The organism is Sphingomonas sp. Leaf230, assembly GCF_001421745.1.
In the GTDB taxonomy this organism is placed as follows: Bacteria; Pseudomonadota; Alphaproteobacteria; order Sphingomonadales; family Sphingomonadaceae; genus Sphingomonas.
Genome location: NZ_LMKW01000011.1, coordinates 278,681 through 303,935 on the forward strand (window position 1 = coordinate 278,681; position 25,255 = coordinate 303,935).

14 protein-coding genes and 1 pseudogene are annotated in these 25,255 nt (G+C 63.9%); 12 read left to right on the forward strand and 3 right to left on the reverse strand.

Annotated elements, in window-relative coordinates; translation table 11 throughout:
* Nucleotides 1-39 precede the first annotated feature (39 nt).
* Nucleotides 40-501 (reverse strand): hypothetical protein, encoded by a 462-nt coding sequence (locus ASE82_RS15510; protein WP_156348922.1) that lies wholly within the window; start codon nucleotides 499-501, stop codon nucleotides 40-42.
* 197 nt (nucleotides 502-698) lie between these two features.
* Here ASE82_RS15510 and ASE82_RS15515 point away from each other — a divergent pair, with 197 nt between their 5' ends.
* The 10 genes from ASE82_RS15515 to ASE82_RS15565 all read left to right on the forward strand — a co-directional run bounded on the left by ASE82_RS15515 (nucleotide 699) and on the right by ASE82_RS15565 (nucleotide 19,214).
* A complete protein-coding gene (locus ASE82_RS15515; RefSeq protein WP_056065223.1) occupies nucleotides 699-2,738 on the forward strand; it encodes an L-dopachrome tautomerase-related protein in 2,040 nt (679 codons plus the stop codon).
* Between the two features lie 8 nt (nucleotides 2,739-2,746).
* Nucleotides 2,747-3,829, forward strand: a complete 1,083-nt coding sequence (locus ASE82_RS15520; RefSeq protein ID WP_056065225.1) for a catalase family protein — start codon at nucleotides 2,747-2,749, stop codon at nucleotides 3,827-3,829.
* Between the two features lie 477 nt (nucleotides 3,830-4,306).
* Complete coding sequence (locus ASE82_RS15525; protein ID WP_056065227.1) at nucleotides 4,307-4,825, forward strand: hypothetical protein; 519 nt, start codon at nucleotides 4,307-4,309, stop codon at nucleotides 4,823-4,825.
* Between the two features lies 1 nt (nucleotide 4,826).
* Nucleotides 4,827-5,468: a hypothetical protein gene (locus ASE82_RS15530; protein WP_056065229.1), complete on the forward strand. Its 642-nt coding sequence runs from the start codon at nucleotides 4,827-4,829 to the stop codon at nucleotides 5,466-5,468.
* Nucleotides 5,465-5,863 (forward strand): hypothetical protein, encoded by a 399-nt coding sequence (locus tag ASE82_RS15535; protein WP_056065231.1) that lies wholly within the window; start codon nucleotides 5,465-5,467, stop codon nucleotides 5,861-5,863. The genes ASE82_RS15530 and ASE82_RS15535 overlap by 4 nt, the downstream gene beginning before the upstream one ends.
* Before the next feature lie 69 nt (nucleotides 5,864-5,932).
* Nucleotides 5,933-6,457, forward strand: a complete 525-nt coding sequence (locus ASE82_RS15540) for a hypothetical protein (RefSeq protein ID WP_056065233.1) — start codon at nucleotides 5,933-5,935, stop codon at nucleotides 6,455-6,457.
* Between the two features lie 718 nt (nucleotides 6,458-7,175).
* Nucleotides 7,176-9,659 (forward strand): hypothetical protein, encoded by a 2,484-nt coding sequence (locus ASE82_RS15545; RefSeq protein ID WP_056065235.1) that lies wholly within the window; start codon nucleotides 7,176-7,178, stop codon nucleotides 9,657-9,659.
* 880 nt (nucleotides 9,660-10,539) lie between these two features.
* On the forward strand, nucleotides 10,540-16,041 hold the full coding sequence (locus tag ASE82_RS15555; RefSeq protein WP_056065238.1) for a DEAD/DEAH box helicase: 5,502 nt from the start codon (nucleotides 10,540-10,542) through the stop codon (nucleotides 16,039-16,041).
* Nucleotides 16,042-16,113: 72 nt separating this feature from the next.
* Entirely contained in the window at nucleotides 16,114-18,021 is a 1,908-nt protein-coding gene (locus ASE82_RS15560; RefSeq protein ID WP_056065240.1) for an ATP-binding protein, read from the forward strand.
* The gene (locus ASE82_RS15565) at nucleotides 18,021-19,214 is read left to right on the forward strand and encodes a PP_RS20740 family protein (protein ID WP_056065243.1); all 1,194 of its coding nucleotides are present in this window, start codon (nucleotides 18,021-18,023) and stop codon (nucleotides 19,212-19,214) included. The genes ASE82_RS15560 and ASE82_RS15565 overlap by 1 nt, the downstream gene beginning before the upstream one ends.
* 279 nt (nucleotides 19,215-19,493) lie before the next feature.
* Here ASE82_RS15565 and ASE82_RS15570 read toward each other — a convergent pair whose 3' ends face one another.
* Nucleotides 19,494-20,555 (reverse strand): DNA cytosine methyltransferase, encoded by a 1,062-nt coding sequence (locus ASE82_RS15570; RefSeq protein WP_082441549.1) that lies wholly within the window; start codon nucleotides 20,553-20,555, stop codon nucleotides 19,494-19,496.
* Between the two features lie 282 nt (nucleotides 20,556-20,837).
* On the opposite strand from ASE82_RS15570, the gene ASE82_RS20145 reads away from it, so the two are divergent.
* Both ASE82_RS20145 and ASE82_RS20150 read left to right on the forward strand, forming a co-directional pair.
* Complete coding sequence (locus ASE82_RS20145) at nucleotides 20,838-21,152, forward strand: HNH endonuclease (protein ID WP_056065245.1); 315 nt, start codon at nucleotides 20,838-20,840, stop codon at nucleotides 21,150-21,152.
* A gap of 358 nt (nucleotides 21,153-21,510) precedes the next feature.
* Nucleotides 21,511-24,450 carry a MobA/MobL family protein gene (locus tag ASE82_RS20150; protein WP_056065247.1) on the forward strand — a complete coding sequence of 980 codons (2,940 nt, stop codon included), beginning with the start codon at nucleotides 21,511-21,513 and terminating at the stop codon, nucleotides 24,448-24,450.
* Between the two features lie 222 nt (nucleotides 24,451-24,672).
* Here ASE82_RS20150 and ASE82_RS20155 read toward each other — a convergent pair.
* Nucleotides 24,673-25,026 (reverse strand): annotated as a pseudogene (locus ASE82_RS20155) (recombinase family protein); the annotation flags it as partial.
* Nucleotides 25,027-25,255: the final 229 nt, after the last annotated feature.

Here is a 25,255-nt window from a genome sequence, read left to right on the forward strand (position 1 = left end):
CCGCACGGGCACACCGTCACGTCTTGACGAGACTTCTCTTCAGCGCCGGGTCGCGAGCTTCGCGCCCAGCGCCGTGACCAGCCCGAACACCGCATGGTTCACGCTGTGCATGCCGATCGTCTTCGCATCGGCCTGCCACTCGGGTGGCTTCACGCCGAGCAACGGCCCTGTGATCCAGTGCATCGCCGCATAGAACGCCGCGCCGAACACCAGGCCCGAGCCGACGACCGACGCTTCTTCGTCGACGGTCGCGGCATAGACCGCACCCGCCGCCGCAGACAGCAACAGGTGACCGCCCTGCGTGACCGCCTGCTCGCGCGACGACGGCAGGGCATCCGCGGCCGGCGTGTCGATGCCCAGTTTCTCCGCCGTCTTGCGTTCGAGCGTGACGATCTCGGACGGTTCGCCAGTCTTGCGCTCGCCTGCCATCAACAGCGCGGTGATGCCCAGCCCGGCCACCAGGCCACCTGCGACCGCGCCGGCCATACGTCGTGAATCCATCGTCGTGCTCCTGAAGTTCTGCCGTCCACAACGCGTGGATCGCAATTCGGCCCACCACGTTGCGCCGCCCGATCATCATTGCGAATCATTGGCTTAGCCGCCGGAACAGCAGCCTTCCGAGACTGTTTTGGTACCAGGACCCTTCGCGTCGCCCGCTTCCACCGCGAGCCCGACGCCCCGATCCGACGAGGACCATCATGCCGATCCAGACCACCGACGATCTCGCAATCACCTATGCCGATACCGGGCCGCCCGACGGCGCGCCGGTCCTGCTGATCCACGGCTGGCCCGACGACGCATCGACCTGGGATGACGTCGTCCCAGCGCTCAATGCGGCCGGATTGCGGACCATCGTGCCGACCTTGCGCGGCTTCGGCGAAACTCGGTTCGTCGGGAATGCACCGCGCACCGGCAACAGCGCAATCCTGGCAATGGACATGATCGCACTGATGGATGGGCTCGGTATTGAGACATTCATGGTCGCCGGGCACGACTGGGGCTCGAATACCGCGGAGGCGCTCGCAGTCGGCTGGCCAGACCGCGTCGAGCGGATGGCGATGCTCGCCACCCCGCCCCGTCTCGGCGGCATGCCGACGCCGCCGTTCGAGCAGGCGCAGCGCCAATGGTATCACTGGTTCATGGCCACCGCGCGCGGTGCGCAGGCCGTTCGCGACGACCACAAGGGCTTCGCGCACATCCACTGGGTCAACTGGTCGCCCCCCGGCTGGTTCGACGAGGCGACCTTCGCCCGTGTCGCACGATCGTTCGAGAACCCCGACTGGGCCGACGTCACGCTTCACAGCTATCGCGCGCGCTGGAACGAGGCCGAGCCCGATCCGCGCAGCCAGTGGCTCGAGGACAAGGTGAAGGCGACCAAGACGCTCTCCTTGCCGACGATGTATTTCCAGGGTGCGGTCGACGGCGTGAACCCGCCATCGGCGAGCACCTCGGTACCCGCCAAGTTCACCGGCCCGTTCGCGTTCGTGACGCTCAACGGCGTCGGTCATTTCATCCAGCGCGAAGCCCCCGACGCGGTCGCGCGCCATCTCATCCAGCTTTTCACCGGCAATCCCGCCGACCTGTCCGACACCACCGACCGGAGCCTCATTATGTCCAAGACCAAGCCCTTCCTCGCCGGCGCTGCCGCGATCGCCGTCGTCGCCGCCGCGGCGATCGGCGTCGCCAGTGCGCAGACCGCATCGCAGACCAGCGGTCGCCCGCTTACCCAGGTCGCGCAGTTCGATCACCAGGCGACCGGCGTCGCCGTCACCGCCGACGGCCGCCGCTTCGTCAACTTCCCGCGCTGGACCGACGACGCGCCGATCTCGGTCGCCGAAGTGATGAAGGACGGCTCGCTCAAGGCCTATCCGGACGCCAAGTGGAACAGCTGGCGCAACGCGAAGTCCGCGGAAATGCCGGTCGGCGATTACTTCGTCTGCGTGCAGTCGATCGTGCCCGACGGCCACGGCAACCTGTGGGTGCTCGATCCCGGCGCGCCCGGTAACGAAAAGATCCTCGAAGGCGCACCCAAGCTGGTCAAGGTCGACCTCGCCACCAACCGCGTGACAAAGGTCATCAAGGTGCCGCTCGATGTCGCGCTTCAGGGCACCTACCTCAATGACATCCGCTTCTCGCCCGATGGCAAGACCGGCTACATCACCGATTCCGGGACGCGCGGCGCGATCATCGTCATCGATCTCGAAACCGGCAAGGGCTTCCGCGCGCTCGACGGCCACGGCTCGACGCAGATCGACAAGACCGTGAAGGTGATGACCGACGGCAAGCCGCTCGTCCGCCCCGACGGTCGCCAGCCCGCCTTCGCCGCGGACGGCATCGCGATCTCCAACGACGGCAAGACGCTGTATTACCAAGCGCTCACCGGCAAGACGCTCTACTCGATCGACACAGCCCTGCTGCGTGACGGCGTCAGCGAGGCGACGCGGGCCGCGGGCGTGAAGACGGTCGCGCAGACGCACGTCGCCGACGGCCTGTGGATGAGCAAGGCGGGCACGCTCTACCTGACGTCGCCGGTGAACAACGGCATCACCCGGCTGGTCGGCGATCATGTCGAGCCGGTGCTGACCGACGCCCGCCTGCGCTGGCCCGACACGTTCTCGGAAGGCGCGGACGGCCGCATCTACGTCACCGCCAGCCACATCCAGGACACCAACTGGTTCAAGCCTGATGCGCCCGCGTCGCTCAAGACCGAGCTGTTCTCGTTCGCACCCGCAAAGTAAGGCTCGACATGACCTATCTCCGCTACAGCGACGACATCGAGACGATCCAGCCCAACGAGCAGGAATCGATCGACGGCATCATTCAAGGCATGTCGCAGCAGACCGAAACCGTCGAGAAGCGCGAGGGCCATGCGGTCCGCGCGAGCCATGCGAAGAGTTCGGCGTGCGTGATCGGCGAACTGACGATCGCGCCCGGCCTGCCGCCCGAACTCGCACAAGGCGTGTTCGCGACGCCCGGCCCGCACCCCGTCGCAATCCGCTTCGCGCAGGGACCCGGCGAGACGCTTGGCGACCGCGTCTCGACGCACCGCGGCATGGCGATCAAGATCTTCGACGTACCCGGCGACAAGCTGTCGGGCCACGATGCCGACACGCAGGATTTCGTGTTCGCGACGGGCACGACGTTTCCGTCCGGCACCGCGCAGGGGTTTCTCAGCGACGCCAAGAAGATCGGTGCGGCCGTGCCCTTGCCGGAGGGCTTCAAGAGCGCGGTGTCGAGCCTCGCGCGCAACGTGAACACGGCGCTGCACGCGGTCGGCACCGAGAGCCCCAAGGCGGACTTTTTCGGCCACCCGTTCAGCCATCCGCTCGCCGAACCGTATTTCAGCCAATGTCCGATCCGCTACGGCGATTACGTCGCCAAGCTCGGCACCTTCCCCGCCTCGCCCGAACAGGCCGCGCTGAAGGACTGGGAACTCGACCCGAAGCAGGACGAGGACGGTTTCCGTCATGCCGCCGTCCGCTATTTCGGCGAACACGACGCAGTATTCGAACTGCGCGTACAGCTCTGGGCGAACGCGGACACGCAGCCGATCGAAGACACCTCGGTCGACTGGCCCGAGGCGGACAGCCGCTACCTGACGGTCGGAACGATCCGCATCCCCCGGCAGGAAGCCTATAGCGCCGCGCGCGTCCGGTATTTCGACGATGTGATGACGTTCCGCCCCGCGCACGCACTCGCGGCGCATCGCCCGCTCGGTTCGGTGATGCGCGCCCGTTTGCAGGTCTATCACGCGCTGTCGAAGCTGCGGCATGGCGAGAACGGCATCAAGGCCGAAAACACCGCTACGATCGACCAGATACCCGCCTGAGGCAAGGGTCCCTTCGGGGACCCCGCTAGCACTCCAGGCAAATAAAAACCCCGCTAGTCCATGGGACTAGCGGGGTTTTCAATGGTGGGCGTGGCAAGGATTGAACTTGCGACCCCTGCGATGTCAACGAAGGGGAGAGCTGCTAAGTTATTGATTTCACGTCACTCAATCGCGCGAAGCAGCGAGAACGTAGCAGAAACGTAGCGTGGAATCTGGTGTGTTTCACGCAAATTACACGCAAGTCGCTTTTTCGCACCAATACGTTTTGAACCAGTGACTTAGGTGTTCGTCGAGCAACGGCGGAGGGAAGGTGCACAATCGATCGAACCGATCACTCGGGCATCTAAGGACCGCTAAAGCGAGGTCGGGAGGAGAGAAGCGCGGTGCGCAGCGAAGCTGCCAGCCGAATGAAAAAGGCAGGCGGCCTGATCCGGATCCGTTGCGGGCCGGTGATCCCCCTGATGAAAGCCCTTCCCCATGTTGACCTCCCCAATCGGTCAGTCGCTCGATCCCTCGCAGCGTGTTCTGTCGCTGCCGCTCGCCGCTCTCTACGAAGCGCCAATCCCGCTCGGCGCACTGGCCGGGTTGCCGGCGGGGGCGCTGGACTTTGCTTCCGCCAATCTCGTCATAGCCGCGACGCCGTGCGAAGCGCCGCTGTTCGGGGCCAAGGTCGAAGGCGTATGCGCCCGCTTCGGCCGCGATGTCATGCTCGTGCGCACCGGCCTGTTCCCGGAGACGATGAACCCGGTCACAGTCGATATCGCGCTAGTCGGACCGGATGGACCGTTCACCATCTCTGGGCTCAGCTTCCTGCGTCACTTCGACCGCAGCCTGTGGTTGGTGCCTGCCGAGGTCGGCCCCTTTATAGAGATTCGTGGGGACGGGCTGGCGCTGCAGACAACGCCCCCGTTCGTTACCTGGGATGAACGCTGCGACGGCGTCTGTCGCGCGGCGAACGAGATCGTCCGCCTAGTCACCCGTCGGCGGGAACGCTGAGATGGCCGCGAACAAGCCACGTAAGGCATCCACCAGGACAACGTTTACTGACGCTGATCCGCAAAGCTGGCTCTATCTCAACCCCGCTGGTCTCTCGCCGACAGGGACCGTCTTTGCCGTATTGCGGAAGGCATATGCTGGTCGCACCAACAGCGCGCTGGAGTTCGGTTATCGCAAAGCCCATCTCGGCTCCGTTCCCGTCAGCACCGACTTCGCCGTCTGGTCGCCGAACGTCGAGCGTGTCGAGGTGCTACTTCCCGGCGGGGCCGACGACTATCTTGCAGATCCGGCGACGTTGCTTGCGCAGATGGACGTGCACGCGGTCGATCGCGAAAAGGCGCTGCTCACCTACCTGACGTTGCCGCTTGGCGATGTCGATCGCGTGCATGTCGGTTGGGAGCGAGCGCGCGCATTCCTGAGAGAACGGTTCACTCGTGACCGCCAGCTCGCTTCCGTTCTGATCCTTCACGCGCCGGCTACGATCAACGCTGCCTTCCCCCTTCATGCCCATGCACTGATTGTCCCCCGCCGGATCACGGGTCTCGGGATACGGCAGGGTTTGTATGACGAGGATCTAACGCGCGATGCCGGACAGTTGATCGTCGAGGCGATGTGGGCGGATCATGTGGCAACGTTCCGATGACCGAAACGCATTCAGATCCCGCCGCAACGCTCGTCGATCTCGCCGGACGGATCATGCTGACCCATGGTCTTGACTGCCGGCATGCCATGCGCCTGCTCGCGATCGATCGGTCCGAAGCGGAAGATCTAATCCAGCTCGGCAGATTGTGGTCGCCGCTAGGCATCGTTCGTCACGAGCGGCTGCGCCTGTTCGTCAACATCCTGATGCGGCTGGAGTGGCGGCTAGAGCATGACAGCCGTGCGATCCGCGATGCCCTCGACCGACCGCTCGATGCACTTGGCGGTTCCACGCCCGCCGATCTGCTCGGCGAGCGTCTGGAGGACCTGCGAAAGCTGCGCAGCGCCATCGCCACCGTCGATGCGCCGACGGTCAAATGGTGGCGAGTTGGTCACTGACCAACCGTCACGAGAATGAGGAGGGGAAGCTGATCCCGGAATGCGGGACGAAAACAGGAGTAAGCGGCCATGACCAACGACGACGACGTCTTCCTCCGCGCCCACACCGTTGCGGTGACCCGGCTTTTGCTCGGCAACCGCAAGATGCACAACGGCGTCGTCGTCACGGGTTGCGAACACCTCGATTTCGAAGGTCGGACCCGGATGGCCCGGATGGCCACGCTTTCCAACCCCGATATCGTCGGACTGGAGTTCGGCGTAACCGACGTTGGCAGCTACGGACTGACGGGAATCACGATCTACATGCCGTGCGACAACGGCTGCTTTGTCCAGACAAACTGTCAGTTGTGGTTGAGCAAGGCGGGCAACCGTGTGGTGATTCTGCCCCGGCCAGAATCCCGCGGGCATTTTCGCCTGTCGCCGCGTGAGCTCATCCACATCGACGGCAAACCGGCGGCGGCCCCGGGTGATGGCATCCACCGGGCGGTGACATGGCTGAAGCAACGGACCGGTTCGCGGGTCACCGAATTTGCCAACTGCTCCATCGTCGAGGACATATGGCCTGACCGGATAAAGGCTGCTGGCGGCATTTGATGAAGCCGAATCACAAGTAAATGAGGTGGGTCGGCTTTTCTGGATCGAGCAATGTGACATATGGATGGCGGCGCTGACCATGAATGCCATTGTGTCGGCTGCAGTTCTTTTTATTCAGACGCTCGACTGCCCGGATTTGGCGCGCGAACTGGTCCGCATGTGCCACCTGTGCAAGTTCCCAGTGGTCCTAAGCCAGGGCGCGGCGGCCCCAGATTGCGTGTCGCCGAGATAGCCGCGCTCAAGGCCCGCGATATCTACAGCGAGCGCATGCTGCTCAGGGCCTAGCGCCAGAGCCCGTTGCTCCTACCAAACTTGAGCATCACTCCGGCCGAATTGGCGACGGTCCGCGGTCTGACCGCTAAGGTTGGATCTACGGAGCATGCTTTACGCAGTCAGCTCAGACACTTTACCGCGAGTAAACTGCGACCATTTTGAACCAAGAAGATGCGGTCTCCGCTCTTGCTCTCCAAGGATAACCAAGTATCGCGTGGGTTTGTAACTAGCCGGTATCGTAGCGATCCACGGATGGGGTGACAGGTTCGCGAGCTCTGGCGGGTGCTTTCAAATCGTGGATTTCGATTGCCCCGGAAGCCGCATCCGTTAGCGTGCCGACGGATGGGGGAGTTGGATTGTCGGACAGGCACGGGATTGCGGGAGAGGTTTGGGATCGAATTCCGTTCGGCTGGACGGTGCGACGCGGCGTGCACGAGGTTTGCCCGTGCTAGATCTGCTCGTGAGGCTGAGGGCGCTATTTGATCGGATTTTCCAGGCGGGGCGCAAATCAGCGTCGACTGCGAAGATTGAAGTTACAAGGGACAGCACTGTCTCGATCCCTCCCCGTCCCGCGGCGTTGTTTGCTCATAGCGAGTTAAACCCACCCTTTCCCAATGACGTTCCGCTTATCTACGGGACGGATGTCGATGTCGTAAACAGACTGCGCGTCGGCATTAACTCCGACAACACGGGTAGCGACCGCCCTGACGATGTTGAACCAATCGACGCGGCCGACGTCGAGGAGCCGGCCAACCTGTCGCCGGGAATCGCGAGCGATCCCGAACTTCGGGTGCCTGTTTCGCAGAGACCCGATCAGGTCCATTTAGTGTCGCTGCAGATTGAGCCGGAGGTCACCCGCGGGCCGACTGTCGAACCCACACACATCGACATTGTCGTTTCGGAGGACGTCAGCGACGAGATCGAGCCAACGGGAACATTGCATGATGCGCAGGTATCCGAACCCAAAATAGGGCGGGATGTCGGCGGACTGATGGATCCGAGCGATGAGAATCGTGAGGCCTACCTTGGTTTGACCGAAGACGGGCTCGCGTCCACACCAGTTCATGTGCGAACGGCTCAAGACCTTGTCGAGTTCGACAATTGCCATCTCGATCGCGCCGCGCTTCAGAACGAGGTGCCAAACGACTCAACGTCCCATGAGCATTCGGCGCTCGCCGTTCTTGCGACGTCCGCCGGTGGTCAGCACCTGTCTTTGGGGTCGATCGACGCCAATGACCCGGATCATGCGCCAGCTGACAGAGTCGGCATCTCAGAAGCGCCCCTTCTTGATCGAGGTCTGATTAACCCGCCGTCCGAGAGTTCCGCGAGCGAGCCGCCGGTCGTTGCCGACACACCAAGCGGACGCGACGACTTCGTAGCGCCAACTGAGGCAACATTCATGGCTGACGGCTGGCCAATGGATGAAGCGGACCGGGCGCGGGATGCGGCCGAAGTTTCAGAATCCTTCTATGAGGGCGCAACCGTCGATGAGGCCCATTCACTCAAAGCGCCGAATGAACACTATCCGGTTGTCGAGGTGCCTGTATTCAACCTTAACCCCGAAGCGGAAGATGTCGACGCGGAGGTGCAGGAGCTATCCGCAGCGTTGGTAGCGGCGAAACTGACCGGCACGGATCTGCCAGCCAAAGCCGTAGTGATGCACAACCGAAAGCCCGGGGATTATCGCCCAAGGCTTAACCGCGCCCGCACACGGCGCGCACCCGTGGCAGGGTCTTCGGGCGGCGCCGAAGTCCAAAATCTCGATGTCGCGCTCCAGCTGCTGATCGGCCCTGGCGACTGGGGCGTCGAACTCTGGGCGCTTCTTCGCGTGCCGAATGGTGCGCAAGACGACGTCGCTGTCGATTTTGACGGAGACGAGTTTTGGCTTGGCCAACTCGACGAGCAGCTACTCGAGCCACTCGCACTGCCCAATGCCACTGCCGCATTCGGCGAGCCGCTTCTCGTCGCTGCCACGGGTATGCCAGTGAACTGGAAGCGCACCTCGCGGGATCTGCATGTTCTGAGCCCGGATCCGCGCGTCGCTGGGTTCGTCAGCAAACCGCGCGTGACTATCGGTCAGGAAAGCGTCGTCATATGCCGGGAGGCCCTCTCTCAGGTCGCGCTTTTGCAAATCCTCGCTACCGGTTCACCGGAGCCTGTGCGCATTGAGGGGCCGAATGTGCCTGACGGGTGGATTTGTTGGCGGGGGGTCCGGCCGGCGCGTCCATCCCTCCCCGTCGGCGGACCTGGCATACTCGATGCGCTAGATCCCCTACCTGCGGTTTCGATCGAGTTCTCCGGGGGCATAAAGCTCTCTCAAACGGCGTGGCTCGAAGGGTATCCGCCGATGATCCAGCTGCTGGGCCTTCTCTCAGAGGACGACCCCGTCCTGTTTGATGGTCACGAGGGAACGCAGGATGCAGAAGGCGTCTGGACGGCAGACCGATGGGACGCGGCCGGCCAGCACCGAGTTGAGCATGGCGGTGTCACGGCGAACTACGCGATCGAGGCCGGGGCGTCCGACTGGGACTGGTGGCCTGCGTGGCGTGACGCGGCGGCGCTGGCCGGCGCGCTATCGGGACCGGGAGGGGGACGCTTCTTCCAGGCAGGCGCATCCGGAACGTTGATTGGCGCCCGTCCCGGCGAAATCTGCACGTTCACGTCGATTAACGGGGGGGTGGCCATGGCGTCGCCACGGTTCGAACCGGTCTGGATGCTGTCCGGTGGCGTCGGGATCCATCGCGCCATTCCTGCGATGATTGGACGGAAGGTGTTGCCCGGCGCATCTGTCGGATCAGCTGATGCCGTGTCCCGGTGGGCGCGTGCGATCGGCGCGAGCCGGCGCGCTGGCGGAGATAACGGTGCCGAACGTGCACTTTGGAACCGATATCTTGCCACTGCCCGCTCGCTGCGGAAGCGTCGCCGATGAACGAGCTTCTTTTCTGGGCGTCCGCGGTTGGCTCCGGCTCCGGCTCCATCTTCAAGCGCCGCGCGACGGAGTTAGTGTCGGCGCGCCGAGGCGCACCCTCCGCCTTCAGTCGCGCGATATGGAGCTTCAACAGTCTTGCGCACTGCGAGTTCGGTGAGGCATCTGGCGAGTGGTGGCGGGTTACCCCACCGGTCCTAGCGGCTGGTGGTCCTGCCGGAGCGGTCTCAGCGGTCCTATGCGGCGCGAGGTCGGCTCCGCTTCTTGGCCGACTGATGGCGGCCGCGGGTGACTCTGCTAACGTCACCGAGCAGCGGGATGGACCCGACGTAATCCGGATTGATATGGCATGCGCCGATGATCTGATTCGGGTCTCGGGTCAGGCCGGGCTCCCCATCCAGTGGAATGCGCCGCTCGCCGTCATGGCTGCCTTCGTCCCGCCGCCACTGGCGAGTTTCGAGGAGTCAACGGTTCCCACTGGCGGCTGGGCGGTCGAGCGCTTCTCGAGCTCGAAGACGGCATGGGTCGCGTCTACAGTGGCTGAGGCGGTGCGGGCGCAGCGCGGACTCTTCCGCTTCAAGTCTGACTACGACACCCGGCACATTTACAAGTTGGCCGGCGTTACGCGGAAGGTCCCGCCAGGGATCGCGAAGTATTGGGCGCTCGGTAGGCGGCAGCGAGCGATGCGTCTTGATCTGTCGCGTGGTCAGGTCAGCTTCCCCATTGCAGCGCGCCCACCGGGATTGATCGATCGCGCGCTCGTAATTGCGTCTGGGGCCCTTCCGGCTCTTGAGGGCGGACGACTGACATATTCGGGGATTAACGCTCCGCTAGCGGCGGTAGTCGCCGCCTCGCTTCGGGCTATTGCAACGGGAGCTGACAGTTGACCAATCCGGTTTCAATCTTCGAGGGGATGCGCGACACCTATCTGCGCTACCTCGATAGCCCTTTCGACCTGCGATATGACAGTTTGGTCGCCGAGCGGCGGGCTCTGCTGAACCAAGACGGGCGCCTGTATCGCGAGCCGCTCATCGAGCCGGCCCCGCCATATGCGTCGAGCGGCCTAGACATCGCGGCGGCGGTCAGGGCGATCCTTGGAGGATCTCTTCCGGCACAGCAGGTCGCGGACATCTCGGGGTTCGTTTCCCAAGGACTGTTTCCGGCAGGCCGTGAATTATACGCGCATCAGTTCGCCGCCTTAGACGCCTCGATGCGCGAAGGCCGCGACGTGATCGTGACCAGCGGCACGGGCTCAGGGAAGACCGAGTGCTTCCTGATCCCTATCGCCGCCGCGTTGGTTGCGGAATCTGACCGATGGGGGCCGCCCGCCACAATTCCGGCAGCGCACGAATGGTGGGATCATCCAGGTCCCGGCGGCCAACGCTTCCATCCGCGCGTCTCGCAGCGCGGGCACGAGGACGCGGTGGCGCGCCCGCCGGGCATGCGCGCGCTCGTGATGTATCCGCTGAACGCTCTTGCCGAGGATCAGCTGGTCCGACTTCGCCTAGGCTTCGACAGCGCGGCCGCTCGCACATGGCTTGGCGCGAACAGGCACGGCAACCGGCTATACTTCGGCCGCTACACCGGCCGGACCCCGGTTGCTGGCGATCCGACGTCGGGCACCAAGCTGACTGAGCTGCGCAATGAGCTTCGCTCGATGGCGCGTGATGCAGCGGCGGTCGCCCCGACCGACGCGGCCAAGTTCTTCCAGAGCATGGACGGCGCCGAGATGTGGTCTCGCTGGGACATGCAGGATAGTCCGCCAGACCTTCTGATTACCAATTATAGCATGCTCAACATCATGCTGATGCGTGGCGTCGACGCTCCCATCTTTGATGCTACACGTGACTGGCTGGCACTCGACTCGCGCAACGTTTTTCACCTCGTCGTCGATGAGTTGCACACCTACCGCGGCACGCCCGGGACGGAGGTGGCCTACCTCCTGCGGGTGCTCTTGGAGCGGCTCGGACTCCATCCTGATCACGACCAGCTCCGCATCATAGCCTCCTCAGCATCGCTGTCCGATGATCAGGCCGGCCGCGACTACCTGCACGGCTTCTTCGGCCGCGACCGCTCACGCTTCGCCGTCATCGGCGGCCAGCAGCGGCCGCTTTCGCCCACGGCGCGCACGTCCGTAGCGCAGCACGCTTCGGCTCTGGCGGCGTTCCCTGCAGCGGTTGAAGCGCAGGGACTTGACGCTGCGGCGGCGGCCCTGGAGATCGCCGTAGGCGCTGGCGACGGCTCGTCGTTGGCGACGCCCGCTCGGCTCGGACGGGCACTGGCGAGCACTGAGGCTCCCGACGCTCTAAGGTCAGTCTGCCGCAATGAAGACGGCAGCCGGCCAGAGCCGCGACAGACAGCTGACATCGGTTCCCGGCTATTTACCGGTTCCACGCCGCAGCAGGCCAGTGCAGCGGCGGAGGGGATGGTCACCGCGATCGCATCTGCGGAGTTGCCGAACGGTGATCCGCTACTGCCGGTGCGCGCTCACATCATGTTCCGCAACGTCCAAGGGCTGTGGGCATGCGCGGACCCGGCCTGCAACCAGGCACCGCAGCGCGCCGACAATCCTCAAGTGGGTGCACTTCACCACGTGCCGGCGTCTGGCTGCGGCTGCGGTGCCAGGGTGCTGGAGCTTCTCTACTGCGAGCCCTGTGGCGAGGTGTTTCTTGGCGGATATCGCGCCGATACGAATAACAGCCAGCGTTGGCGACTCACCCCGGACTTCCCGGACCTTGAACAGGTTCCCGACCGCGCCGGCGCGGAGCGCGATTACGAGAATTACGCCGTGTTTTGGCCCTCCGGTGGCCGCACGCCACGGACACGGAGCTGGTCGCTGAAGCGCGTGGATCGCCAGTGGCGCCGGGCTCAGCTAGCCCCAGGTTCAGGCATGCTGACCGTAGGCGCGGCCGGCAACGGCTACGTCTATTTCATCCCGTCGCGCCACCGCCCGCCGCGCCCCGGTGCGCGCGTCTCCGAGACGCCAGGTGCGTTTCCCTCGCGCTGCCCATGCTGCGATGCCGATTGGGGCGGTCGCAGCTCGGGATCGGCTGGGGGATCTCCAATCCGGGGCCAGCGCACGGGTTTCCAAAAGGTCGCACAGATCCTCGCGGATTCACTGCTGCGCGACATCGCCCCATCGGGCGAGGATGACAAGCGCAAGCTGGTCGTCTTCTCCGACAGCCGGCAGGATGCGGCGAAGCTCTCCGCGGGTATGCGGCAGGCTCATCACCTCGACTCCGTGCGCCAGGCTTTGGTCTCCGCTCTCGGTGTCGCAGGACAGGGTGCCGCCGCCTTTCAGTTGCAGATGTCAGGTGCTGCGCTGACGCCTGAGCAGGCAAGGGCCGCGGCTGACTTTCAGCTCGCCTCTTTGCAGGATGCGCTCATCATCATGGCAGCTGCTGGCCCGCAGGCCGGCGCAAGCTGCCCCTTTCACCCTGGGATGACCTACGCGCAGGCGGCTTCGACGATCGTGGCGAACAGCACCGGGCCGTTCCTCGTCGCAAACCTGTTCGCGGATGCGGAGCTGCGGCTGCTCGGGGCCGGCATCAATCCTGGAGGTTATGGGCTCGAGAGCCTATGGACCGACACCGGAGATCGGACTGGCAGCTGGCGCAACCTTTTCAATTGGTTGACGACCCCTCCGTCAGCGATGGGAAGCGGGCTTTCCGTCCAGCAGGTCGACCATCTGCAGCGGCTGAGGCGCACCGCTCACGCGGAGGTGTTGAAGGTAATCTTTGCCTCTGGGCGGCGCGGCTTGGAATCGCTCCAGATCGCCTTCGCGGCGGTCGGTCCGGGAGCGCCAGGCGAGACAGACCCGATAATCGTTGAGGCGGCGAACGGCGTATTGCGGCTGCTGGGCGAGCGCAGGCGGATCGAAGGCGAACCGTTCAGGGCGATCGGCACTCCAGGGGCGGCAGCGCCAGGGTTCGTAAATGACTACTTGAGTGCCGTCGCGACGGCGGCTGGTCGGACCACGGCCGCGCTGACCATGGATGTCGAGGCGCGCCTGACACACGGCGCGCTCGTCGTCGACTGGCTCATCCAGCCGGATCGGCTGGAGATCTCGCGCCCTGGGCAAACTTCCTGGGAGTGCACGGCTTGCAGGCGGATTCACCTGCACCCGAGCGGGACCGTGTGCACAGACTGCCAGCAGCCGCTCGGTGCGGCGCAGCCGCTGGGGACTGGCGCGACGGAGGACGACTACTACCTCTATCTCGCTCGGCACGCAGGCGACTTGTTCCGGCTCAACTGCGAGGAGATGACAGGGCAGACGAGCAAGCAGGCGGCCCGCGAGCGGCAACGGCTTTTTCAGGGCGTATGCCTCCCGCCGCCCCAGGAGATACCACTGGTCGACACGGTAGACCTGCTGAGCGTCACAACCACGATGGAGGCCGGTGTCGACATCGGATCGCTTCTCGCAGTCATGATGGCTAACATGCCGCCGCTGCGCTTCAACTATCAGCAGCGCGTCGGCCGGGCGGGTCGGCGTGGAAGCGCGCTTTCCCTAGCGTTGACCCTCTGCCGCGGGCGCAGCCATGACGACTATTACTTCCAGAGGCCGGCGAAGATCACGGCCGACCTCCCCCCTCAGCCATATGTGGACCTGAGCGTGGAGCCCATCGTCAAGCGAGTGCTTGCCAAGGAGGTGCTGCGAGAGGCCTTCGCGACGCTGTCTTCGACCCAACCAGCCGGTTACGATGTCCACGGGGAGTTTGGTCAGACCGCGGACTGGCATCAGCCAACGGTTCCCGGCGGCAACACGGTTCGCGCTGAAATCTTAAATTGGATCGCCTCGAGCACGACCAGGATATCGAGCATAACGAGCTTGCTCCTTCACGCTGCGGAACCTCAACTCCAGGCACGGCAAGGTGCGCTAGAGGGATGGGCCGCGAACGATCTAATCCTCGCCGTCGATTCAGCCGTTTCGAACCCTCGATTGGTGCAGCCACTTCTTAGTGAGCGGCTCGCCAATGCTGGCGTGCTCCCCATGTTCGGTTTTCCGACGAGGACGCGGTTCCTATACCATGACTGGCCCAGCGGCCAGCTTCCACCGCCCGACGTCGTGGATCGCCCACTCGACCTAGCGATTAGCCAATTCGCGCCAGGCTCGGAGACCGTGAAGGAAGGCATGATCCACACATCGATCGGTGTCGTGAACTACCAGATGGTTAGGGGGCGCGCCGATGAGGTAGCTGACCCCCTTGGACCTCCAATCCCCACGGGCATCTGCCGCTTCTGCCAGTCGATAGACGCAAGCGGGACCCCCGCTGCGAACTGTAGCGTGTGCGGGGCTGGACCGGCGCATTATCAAGTTGTGAACCTATCCGAGCCGAGAGGTTTCAGAACCCGATATCGGACGGAGCGCGATTACGACGGCACGTTCGAATGGACGCCACGCGCAACTCGACCGAAATTGGGTCTGGCTGGACTTCCGCTGACGCCGCACCTGAACTTCGAGATCCACAGTGGAGAGCAGACGGTCCATGTGATCAACGACAACAACGGACAGTTGTTCGAGTTCGAAAAGTTTTTCGGCGAGACTTGGGCGACCCGACAGGCGCTCGAAAAGATCGGGCATCCCGCTAGCGGTCAGCCGATTGCCGGTCCCGACCCCCGTGCGCTGGCCGCGATCAGCCAAACCGACGTCCTTGTGGCTGGCGTGCACCAGTGGCCGGCCGGAATCTTCGCGAACCCGCTCGATGTGGAGGGCCGCGCCGCGCTGTATTCGTTTGGTTTCCTTCTTCGACGGGCCGCGGCAGTCAGGCTCGACGTGAGCGACGCCGAACTCAAAGCGGGTCTGCGCACGACGCGTGATCAGGCGGGTAACGTCATCGGCCAAGTATTTCTCTCAGACACGCTGGAGAACGGGGCCGGATACAGCACCCACCTTGGCGCACCGTCAGAGTTCGCGGCGCTTCTTCAGGACATGCTTGCGCCGACCATGCTCGGGATGTTTCAGACGATGGCGCGACCGGACGATCATGGCGTTGTCTGTCAGACGTCATGTCACGAGTGCATGCGTGACTACGGAAATCTCGCCTATCACAGCATTCTCGACTGGCGGCTCGCCATCGATATGGCGCGGCTGTCGCTGAACGCCGCCGCTCCTATTGACTTCACACCCGCGCACTGGATCGGTGTGGCTGACCACGCGGCGGCCCGCATCCATGCCGCGATGCCAGGATCTACCCGAACGACGCTCGCCGGACTGGAAGCCGTAGTCGCTGGTGGGCGGGCAACGGTTATCATTCACCCACTTTGGGACGGGCGGCAGGGCAGCACTCATCCGGCCATCACAGCGGCGATGGCGGCTGGAGCCCAGGCCGGGCTCAGCGTTGGCGGACGCTCCACGTTCATGGCGATCCGGCGGCCGGTCAATTGAGGGCGACAGCTATGGCCTGCAGGTTGCATCAGGTCACCGTGCTGCGCATGGGCGATGTGGAAGGGGTAAGCCATGACCGACCGTGCTGAAGATCTCGCGCGCGAGATAAGGCTGGGGAGACAGAGCGGGCAGACAGTGCGGACGACACTGCGCGTGGACGACCGCGTTCTCGCACGCGTGACTGACGGCATCTACCGTCGGCCGTCGTCCGCATTCCGAGAACTCATCTCGAACGCTTACGATGCCGACGCGACTGAGGTGATCCTCCAAACTGACGCACCGCGCTTCCAGCGCATAATCGTGCGCGACAACGGGCGTGGCATGTCGCCAGAGATGCTGGCCGACCTCGTTACCCACATCGGCGGTAGCTCAAAGCGGACCGCAAAGGGGAAGCGTCTTGGCACTGTAGACCCATCCGACCCGAAGCTCTCGATCGGGGGACGCAGGCTGATCGGCAAGATCGGTATCGGGATGTTCTCGGTCGCCCAGCTCACCCACCATTTTCAGGTCATCACCAAGCGTCGCGGAGACGACTTCCGCACCTCCGCGGTCATCGTCATGAAGACGCATACCGAGGAGATGCTCGCGACGATATCTGACGGAGATGTCTTCGAGACTGGGACGGTTACGATTACGAGCGAGCCGGCCGCCGACGTGCATGCGCAGGGGACCGAAATCATCCTGATGGAGTTGACCGATCAGGCGCGTGAGCTGCTCCAGGGGATGGAACGCTGGTCGATACTCGACCGCGCCGAGAAGGGCGACATCGACGGCACGCCGCCCAAGCGGCCGAGCTACCACATCGGCCGCGTGGCCACGGATGACTTCGATGTGTTCGTGGAGGAGCCGCGGCTGCCCTGGGCGTCGGCGGACAGCCCGAAGACACGTTTTCGTAAACTCTACGACGCCGTCCGCAACGAGGTCAGGGAGCGCAAGGCGACCCCGGTTATTGAAGATTCTCTCGACGACTATCTCGGGATGATCTGGCTTCTCAGCCTCGCAGTCCCCGTCCGCTACATCGACAGGCACCCGTTCGACCTCACGGCAGCCGACGGCATCGGCTTCTTTAATCTGACCAGTAGAACAGCAGAGCCGGTCCTGTTGGCCGGCGGTGAGACCATTGGTGAGAAGTTGGCGCTGACAAGCTCGCAGGATCCGCTGGGTGGGTTTCGCGTCCTAGTAGACGATATCGAGTTGATGCGGCCAATCTCTTTCGACAGCCAGCTGCGTGGAAACAGCGACATCGGTAGGCCGCTGATGTTTTTCGGCAAGGTTGTCTCCGGCCTGGGCGCCGTGCCCTCCGACGAGGGTGGAGGCGCTTTGACGTTCGAGGCCTACCTCTATTGGAACCAGAAGATCACCCCGAAGGAAAACAACGGCGTTCTTGTGCGCGTGAACAACGCAAGCGGCGTGCTCTTCGACCCCGCTTTCCTAGGATACCAGGTATCCGAACTCACGCGGCTGCGACAGCTCATGTCCGAAGTGTTCATAACCGAGGGCCTTGATGCGGCGCTGAACATCGACCGCGAGTCGTTTAACTTTAGCCACCCGCACTACCAATACCTGCAGAAGTGGGTTCACTTCGCAGTCCGTCAGACGACGAACAAGCTCAAGGGTCTCAACAAGGAAAATCTTGAGGCCAAGCGCGCCCGCGAGGCCGACACGCGGGCTTCGCGTCTCGACACCCTCGTCGAGCAAGTCTGGCAGGCGCGGCGGGGAGCTGACGCGGAGCCACCGCCCACAGTGCGCCTGGCACCGCGAGGCCAAGCGTTGCTCGACGACCGAGAGCGCGGCGTGCTGGTTTTCGACTCCGATGAGATAGCCGCGAAGGCCGACAATCGCGGTGCCGCGATCCAGGACCCACAGCTGGAGGCTCTAGCGAAAGTGCTGTCTGCCTGGGGTCTGCTGGACGATCTGTCTTGGGAGGATCAGCAGTCGCTACTCGCCGACATCGCCGCCGTGTTCGGAGTGCGTGGCTGATGGATGAGTTTAACGATGCCGACCTTGTCGGCCGCATCGCACGTCGGCGCGTGGCCGAGGAGCCACTGCAGCGCCCCTTCGAGCCTTGGCACCGACCAAGGAAGCAATGGGTGCGCCGCTACCAGTGGCATGAGTCGCTTGTTGGAATCCTGCGGGAGACGCACTTTCCGGCTGATGCACGCATCTTGCGCTACCTGAGCCTGCCCGGCGATGACCTTCTCGATGTTCGGGTCCTTCGCGAAGCGTGCGAGGCTGCGGCAGTCGACCTCAGGTTCACCGGGTTGAACGCCGTGCGGGCGGGCTCGGCGCGAGATATTCGGATGAATATCGCGGAGAGCGAGGTTCGTGGACTTGCAGGCATCCACCAGGGCTCGGCCATTCTGCGTGAGCGCTTCGAGACGGTCGCGAACGCAGAATCGATCGCGTTTGCCGAGGTCCGAGATGGTGGCCCGTTCCACGCCGTAAACATTGATCTGTGCGACCACTTGGCGCTGCGTCCTCAGGGACGGGGGAAGCATACCGTGATCGACGCTCTTGCGGCAGTTATTCAACTGCAGCTGCGCAACGCCATGCACCCTTGGCTGCTGTTCATAACCACGCGCGTGGCGCCTGACCGGATTGATGCCGATAACCTCGCTGCCCTGATCCAAGCGGTCACTGATAACATCAACGCGAACGCTGGATTTGAGGGTAGGACAGCGGCCTTGCTGTGCACAGAGGCGGAGGGTCTGCGCGCATTGCTGGCCGATCCCACGCGGCTCGAGCCACAGGAGTTCACCAAGCTCTTCGCAATTGGCTTCGGCAAGTGGCTGTTACGCTTCGTGGGCGCTGCCCATCCAGAGAGGCGACTTACGATGCTGCCTAGCTGCTTCTACGCCGTCGTCCCGGGGCGGCCCGACATGCTGTCGCTTGGCTTCCGCTGCGACGTGCGGACGGCGCCCGCGAGAGACCAGTATGAGCTGGTTGAGGATCGCGGGGGGGATGCAGCGGCTGCCGAGGTAGATCAGGCGTTGGCGTTGCTCGATGTTACGGAGCGGTTGCTGGACCTGGATGCTGAACTGGCTGGCGACGAGCAGCTTATGGAGGCCGTGACGGTCGAAGCCGCAGAGCTCCTCAAGTCCGCTCACTATGACGTTGATGGGGATCCGGGGTATCGCGGATGGCTCGCCGGGCCGCAGATACGCGCCGCCTGAAGTAGATCCGCCCGGCGAGATATCACGTCGGGCGGGAGATTAATGGTAGGCGTCCTCGTATAGTGGCAGCCGACATGCCGATGCCAAAGCGGCCGTGCAATAGGATGGCCGTGAGGTGTGTCGGGAATACGTGTCCGGCTTACTTAGCAGGTCGCAGCGATTGCAACGGCAGTTGTTTTCGAGGACGTTTTTAACCTACTCATCCGAAGCGCGGACTTGTGCCATGCACTTTAAGAGCCGTGGGGATGCTCGGTGTTAGCGTCCGGTCGGCGCATCGCGCTAGGCGCAGGCGCGGGTTTCCACCTCGGGCTCATCTCGCGGGGCCTCGCGCATTGCGTCCAGGCAAGCGATCTGCGCACGGACGGATCGCGCTACCGCGCCCGCTACCGGCGGGGGCACCGCCTCGCTGATTTGGACAATCTGCGATGAGAGGCTGCCGGTCAACTCGTAGTCCGTCGGAAAACCCTGTAGCAGCATTGCTTCATAAACACTTAGGCGGCGGGTGCAGTTCGGATGGATGTGGACCTCGCGATGGCCGTAGGCGACTGTGAGGCTCGGTTTGTCCCATCCGAGTGTCTTGAAGCTCCGATTGCCGCCATAGCCTGGCGTGAGGGCGCCCGGAGTGGTGAACTTGGCCGACTTCGGCTTCATGCACCAATGATTGACGTGGTAGGCAATCTTGTCCGGCGTTAGGCCACGCTCGTAATAGGTCGCGTCGGGAAGGTGACCGATGGCGCCACGGACGTCAGGACGGCGGCCATCGATAAACGGGATCTTGGCGGGCGGCGTCCACTTCGCCTCACCGTAGAGGTCGCGGTTGAAGCCAACGACAAATAGACGCTCGCGGATCTGTGGGGTCGAGTAGTCGGTGGCAAGCAGCACCGCGCGGCTCAGCGAAAAACCGGCTTCCTCGAATGCCTTTTCATATCGTCGGAGCCGGTGCGCATGTCGCTCGCTCAGAAGGCCGGTGACGTTCTCCATCACGAAGAACTTCACTAGGTTGCGCTCGTTAAGCTGCTTCAGCAACTTGGCATAAGCTAGTGGTAGCGAGTGCCGGGGATCGGCGTCGAGGTAGACTGTGTTCGCGCGGCTGAAGCTCTGGCAGGGTGGCCCACCGATCAAGCCCTCCGGCGCAAACTCCTCGCCATGGAGCTCGTCGAGCTTCGCGAGCGTTAGTTTCGACACATCGCCGACATGCCCGTGCTCGGGTCTACCCTTACGGTTGTTATTGTAGGATGCGATGCTGTCCTTGCGCAGATCGAAAGCCAGGCCGACATCATAGTCGGTGGCTTCGAACCCGACATCGAGTCCGCCTGCGCCGCAGAAGAGGCTGAGTAGCATACAACGCCTCCCCGAAATTGAAGCGGAATCGTAGACGCGGGGATCTGCGCGCGCAAGTCGAATGCAGGCCTTGGGAGCACCTTTCGTCGTGTATATCCGTCATCGAGTCGAGGCTCCTCGCCCACGCTCAAGCTGCGATGCGATGCGATGCGGGCAATCGCATCGTCTCTGCCTGGCTTGAGGACGCCAGCCCGCTACTGCCGAGAATGAACGACACCGATCCTCCAACGACTATGTCGAGAGGAACGCACGCCGGTCCTCTTCGATGAAGGACGCGAAGGGGTGGCAACCTTGGTCTGGCCGGTCGTGCGGGACCGGGTGTTCCGCCGCGTTGTTCTACGCGCCTATGATGAGTGCTGTGCCGTTACCGGGCTGAAGCTGATCAATGGCGGCGGCCGCGCCGAGATCGAGGCAGCGCATATCCAGCCGGTCGAGGCGAACGGCCCGGACATCATCAGCAACGGGATGGCGTTGTCCGGCACGGCGCGCTGGATGTTCGACCGGGGACTGATCGGGTTCGACAGCGAGACGCGCATTCTGGTGTCGCGGCAAGCCAACGATCCCGACAGCGTCCTCTCGATCGTCAACGCGACGTGACACGCGATCCTGCCCGCACATTTGACGAGCCGACCGCACCCTGATTTCGTGCGCTGGCATCGCGACCACCGCTTCAAACGATGAGGGGCATGGACGCAACTGACCCGTGCAGGTGCTGTTGCGTCCAGCCTGACTTTTAAAGAGGCGCAATTCCGCAAACGTGAGTCGCTCACATTTGCGTGCGTCGCCATGCGGCGAGGCAACGCCAGGACGCGGGGTCCGCGTCCTCAAGGGCGCACGTGGACGCGCGGCCCGTCAGGGCAACGCCCCTCGGGATAGGAGAACAAAAAGTGGCCAGGGGGTGATTCACCCCGTGATTCGCATGCTGTAAGCTGGTGTTGCCAAAAGGAGCCCGGCTATGTCGATTCAGCGTCCTATCGGTCCTATCGGTCATTGTTCGGCGCGGCTGCGGCGAGCGCTTGCGATCGAGGAGGAGGCGGCGCTCGGGCGCACCGTGCGGGTTCGCCAGTCCGCCACGGATCGGGCGACCGACAGGAGGTTGCGCGGTAATCGCTGGTCCCGATCCGCCGACCTCGCGGTGCCAGGTGCCTTCCATACCCGCTTCGTATCCGCGGGCGGCAAGGTCACCTTCCATTTCACATTGCAGGCGGTGAGCAAGGCCAGCGACAGCGGCTGCCGCATCACGACGCCCAAGGGAAGCAAGCGGCTCGCCAACGGCGCTCCGGCCGACCACGGTGCCTATATCGAGCGGCAAGACGCCGTGGAAATCACGATCTCGCCGTCAGGGTTCGACGACTACGCGGGGCGACCGTCCGCCACGGAGACGATCGATGGCGAGCGCGCGATCTTCACCAACATCGCCCCGACCGCGGAGGAGCGGCAGTCCTACTGGCGCGCCGTCCACAAGCATGAACGCACGCCGGGGACAGACCGGCTGACGCTCACGCCCGAGAAGGCTTCGCCCACGGCATGGCAGCGGCTGGCGGATGCCCCCGAGATACCGGCCGCCATCCGCCAAGTCGCGACAAACTTCGCTACATCGAGAACCAAGCGTAAGACAAGGATGGTCGCGCTCGACGACATAAAGCTCGACCGGAAGGCGGCGCGCGGCCTTGTCCGCATGATTGCGACGATTCTCGGCACAGCAAAGGGCAAACAGGCAGTCCGCTCTTCAGAAGGGCGTGGGGGCCGATCACAATATCGCCTGACTGCCGAGTTTGCGGATGGGCTCGATGCGGCCGGGCGGTGGGCCGTGACGGAAGGCTTCTGCGCGACGATGAAGGAAGCCGGCCTGATGTATGTCGCTGCGATCCATGCACCGGATCATCACAATGACCGCCGCAACCACCATCTCCATGTTGCCTTCCACGATCGTCCTGCGAAACGGATGGGGGACCGTTGGGATTTCGAGATCGCCGAACCGGTCGACGGTCAGCACAAGCGGGTGCGCTATCCGCATCGGCAGAACAAGGTCGGCGAATGGTCGCGCGATCCAGAGGGCGGCGGCCATCGTGCGCATGGCAGCAAGACGCTGGAGGACATGCGGACGCTGTTCGCCGATCTCTGCAACGAACAGCTATGCCGATTGAGCGTCGCTCGCCAATTGCATCCAGGCGATCTGCGGTCGCTGGGCTGCGATCGCGAGGCGCAGAAGCCGCTCGGCACCCGAGCCGCTCCGCTCGAGGCGGCCGGTGTGCCAACGAAGACCGGTATCGACAATGCCGAATTACTCTGGTCCGCGCTGTTGCGGGAGGCATGGGCAGCGGCCGAACAGCGCGCGGAGACCCGTGCCGATCTGCGTCGACGGCTCGTCGAGATCGAGCGGGAAGCCGGCTCCGTCACTAGGCAGGCCCAAGGCGTGGCGGCCTGCGAATTGGTAGCGCGGCTTGATGCGGCCGAGGCCGTGCTAGGCCGGAACGATGCGGAATGTGCCGAATATGATGTCACGCTCGCCATGGCACGGGCACGTCCGGACAAGACGCTCGATACCTGTCGCCGTATCCTCGCGGCGGTCGATGCCGGTGAAGCGTTGGCTGCCGAGTGCCGGGCCCGTCGGGCGATCGCCAACCGTTCACGCGAAGCCGAGATTTTCCTCGCTGAAATCGCAGCGATCGACCGCAGCAATGCGCCGATACTTGCCATTCAGCGAGCCGCCGTGGCGGCCGCAAGCGCCGATGCCGACGCCGTTGCGGCGGCCGCCGTCGCATTGCTCGATCGTCGCGAGCAGGCACGTCCGGTTCCATCCACCAAGGCTGACGGGCGAGCGACGCTGGAAGCTCTGTTCGACCGCATAATGACACACGACATACCGATCCTACCGCCGGACGGCGCCGGGACCGGCTATCGCGTCCCCGGTATTACCCGCACGGAGTTCGCAGCGATCACCGCGCCGGCTTTGAGCGAGATGGCGCAAAACCGTCTTGCGGCCCTTTCCGATCTTCAGGACAAGCGCATGTTCGCGGCCGCCAACGTCGTCGCCAGCCTCGGTCTGGACGGCATCGAGCGCGCCGCAGAGAATGGGGACGCCGACGCGGCGCGGACCTTGAAGCACGCCCGTGCTTATGCCGATCATCCGGGCTATCGTCGCACGCTTGCGGATGCGGAGGCGGCACAGCCGCCGTCCCGACCCGCCACCTCGAGGCGCGGCGGCTGGAGCACGCGTATGCGGGACCAATTCGCCAAGCTGGTCGGACAGGATATGCCAACCGCACCAAGTCCCGCCGTAGAACCGGCCGTGACAGCCGCGTCGGCCACAGCAACGCCACGTTCGACACGCGAGGAAGCCATTAACGCGCTAGCGGCCGCGATTGTCGCCGAACCGGCCTTGCGCGTCATCGAAGGGGAGCATGGGCTCGTAATCGACGCTACCCTCGCGTCCGATTGGATCCACTCCGTCGCGGCCTTTGCAGAATCGCCCGCCGTTCTCACGGCTATGCGTCAGCGTTACCGTTCGCCGTGGCTCGATGTCCCCGCTGTCGATCGAGATCGGATACTCACCGAGCTTGGCGCGGCCCTTACAGCAGGTGACCGACGCCGGCTCATCGAGACCGAGGGGCAGTGGCACGTCGAGCTCGCCGACGAACGGCTTTGCGACATCGTCACTCGCTGGCGCGGATACGACGGGCTTGCCGCCGTCCTCGTCCGCGCCGACCGCCACTGGCGCGCTCGAGAGGCCTATGTTGACGGCCCGACTAGCGTCGCCGGGAACGGCGGTGTCGTGGTTGATCGTGCCAGACATGGCGATAGAAACCGCGACCGCTTGCCCGAGCATGTCATCGCGGGATTCCCCGTCGTCAAGCCAGCCAGCCCGTTTCGGCGCGGCGACCTGGGACGCTGAATAGCGCTTCACCGTTGATACGTTGATACCGAATTGATCAGCGGTCTGCGCTGCGCTGGCCTTATGTGCGACGCGCCAGGCATGAACCTGGGCGGCGTCGAGCTTCGGCGGGCGCCCCAAGCTGATCTTGCCACGATGCGTCCGACCGGTCGCGGCAAGCGATTCTTTAGCCATCGCCAAGCCGGCGCCGGTGCGTTCGGCGATCGCGGCACGTTCCATTTCCGCGATCTGCGCCAGCACTGCAACGATCAGTGTGCCGACGCCGGGTGCGATCCGACCAAGGCCACGGACCTCAAGAACGACCCCCTTCTCCATCAGCAGACGCACTGTGGATTGGATGTCCAGTGCGTCGCGGCCTAGTCGGTCGATGGCGAATACATGGAGCACGTCGCCGCTGCGCACATATCCGAGCAGCGCGGCAAAGCCGGGCCGCTTGTGCGCAAGGGTCGTGCCGCTGATGCCTTGGTCGACGAACTCCCTGTCGAAGGGTCGCTGCGACAGACTGCTCAGCGAGCTGCGCTGAGCATCGATCGTCTGGCCGCCGGTCGACACACGGTAATAAGCAATCTCACTCATTCTATTTCATCCTGGGGTTAAAGTTACCCCAGCACTTCCGAACCCCGCTCAATTACCGCCTCCCTACCTTTTGGACCTACCTAATCGGCTGTCGGCAGACCGGCGCGAAAGCCGGAACTTTTGCGCCTAGGATTCAGACGGGGAAGGAACGAGCGGAATGGTTTGAGGAGGATGAAATGGACACGTCATGGCTGACCGATGAAAGGGCAGAAGCGATCTGGCGCGATCT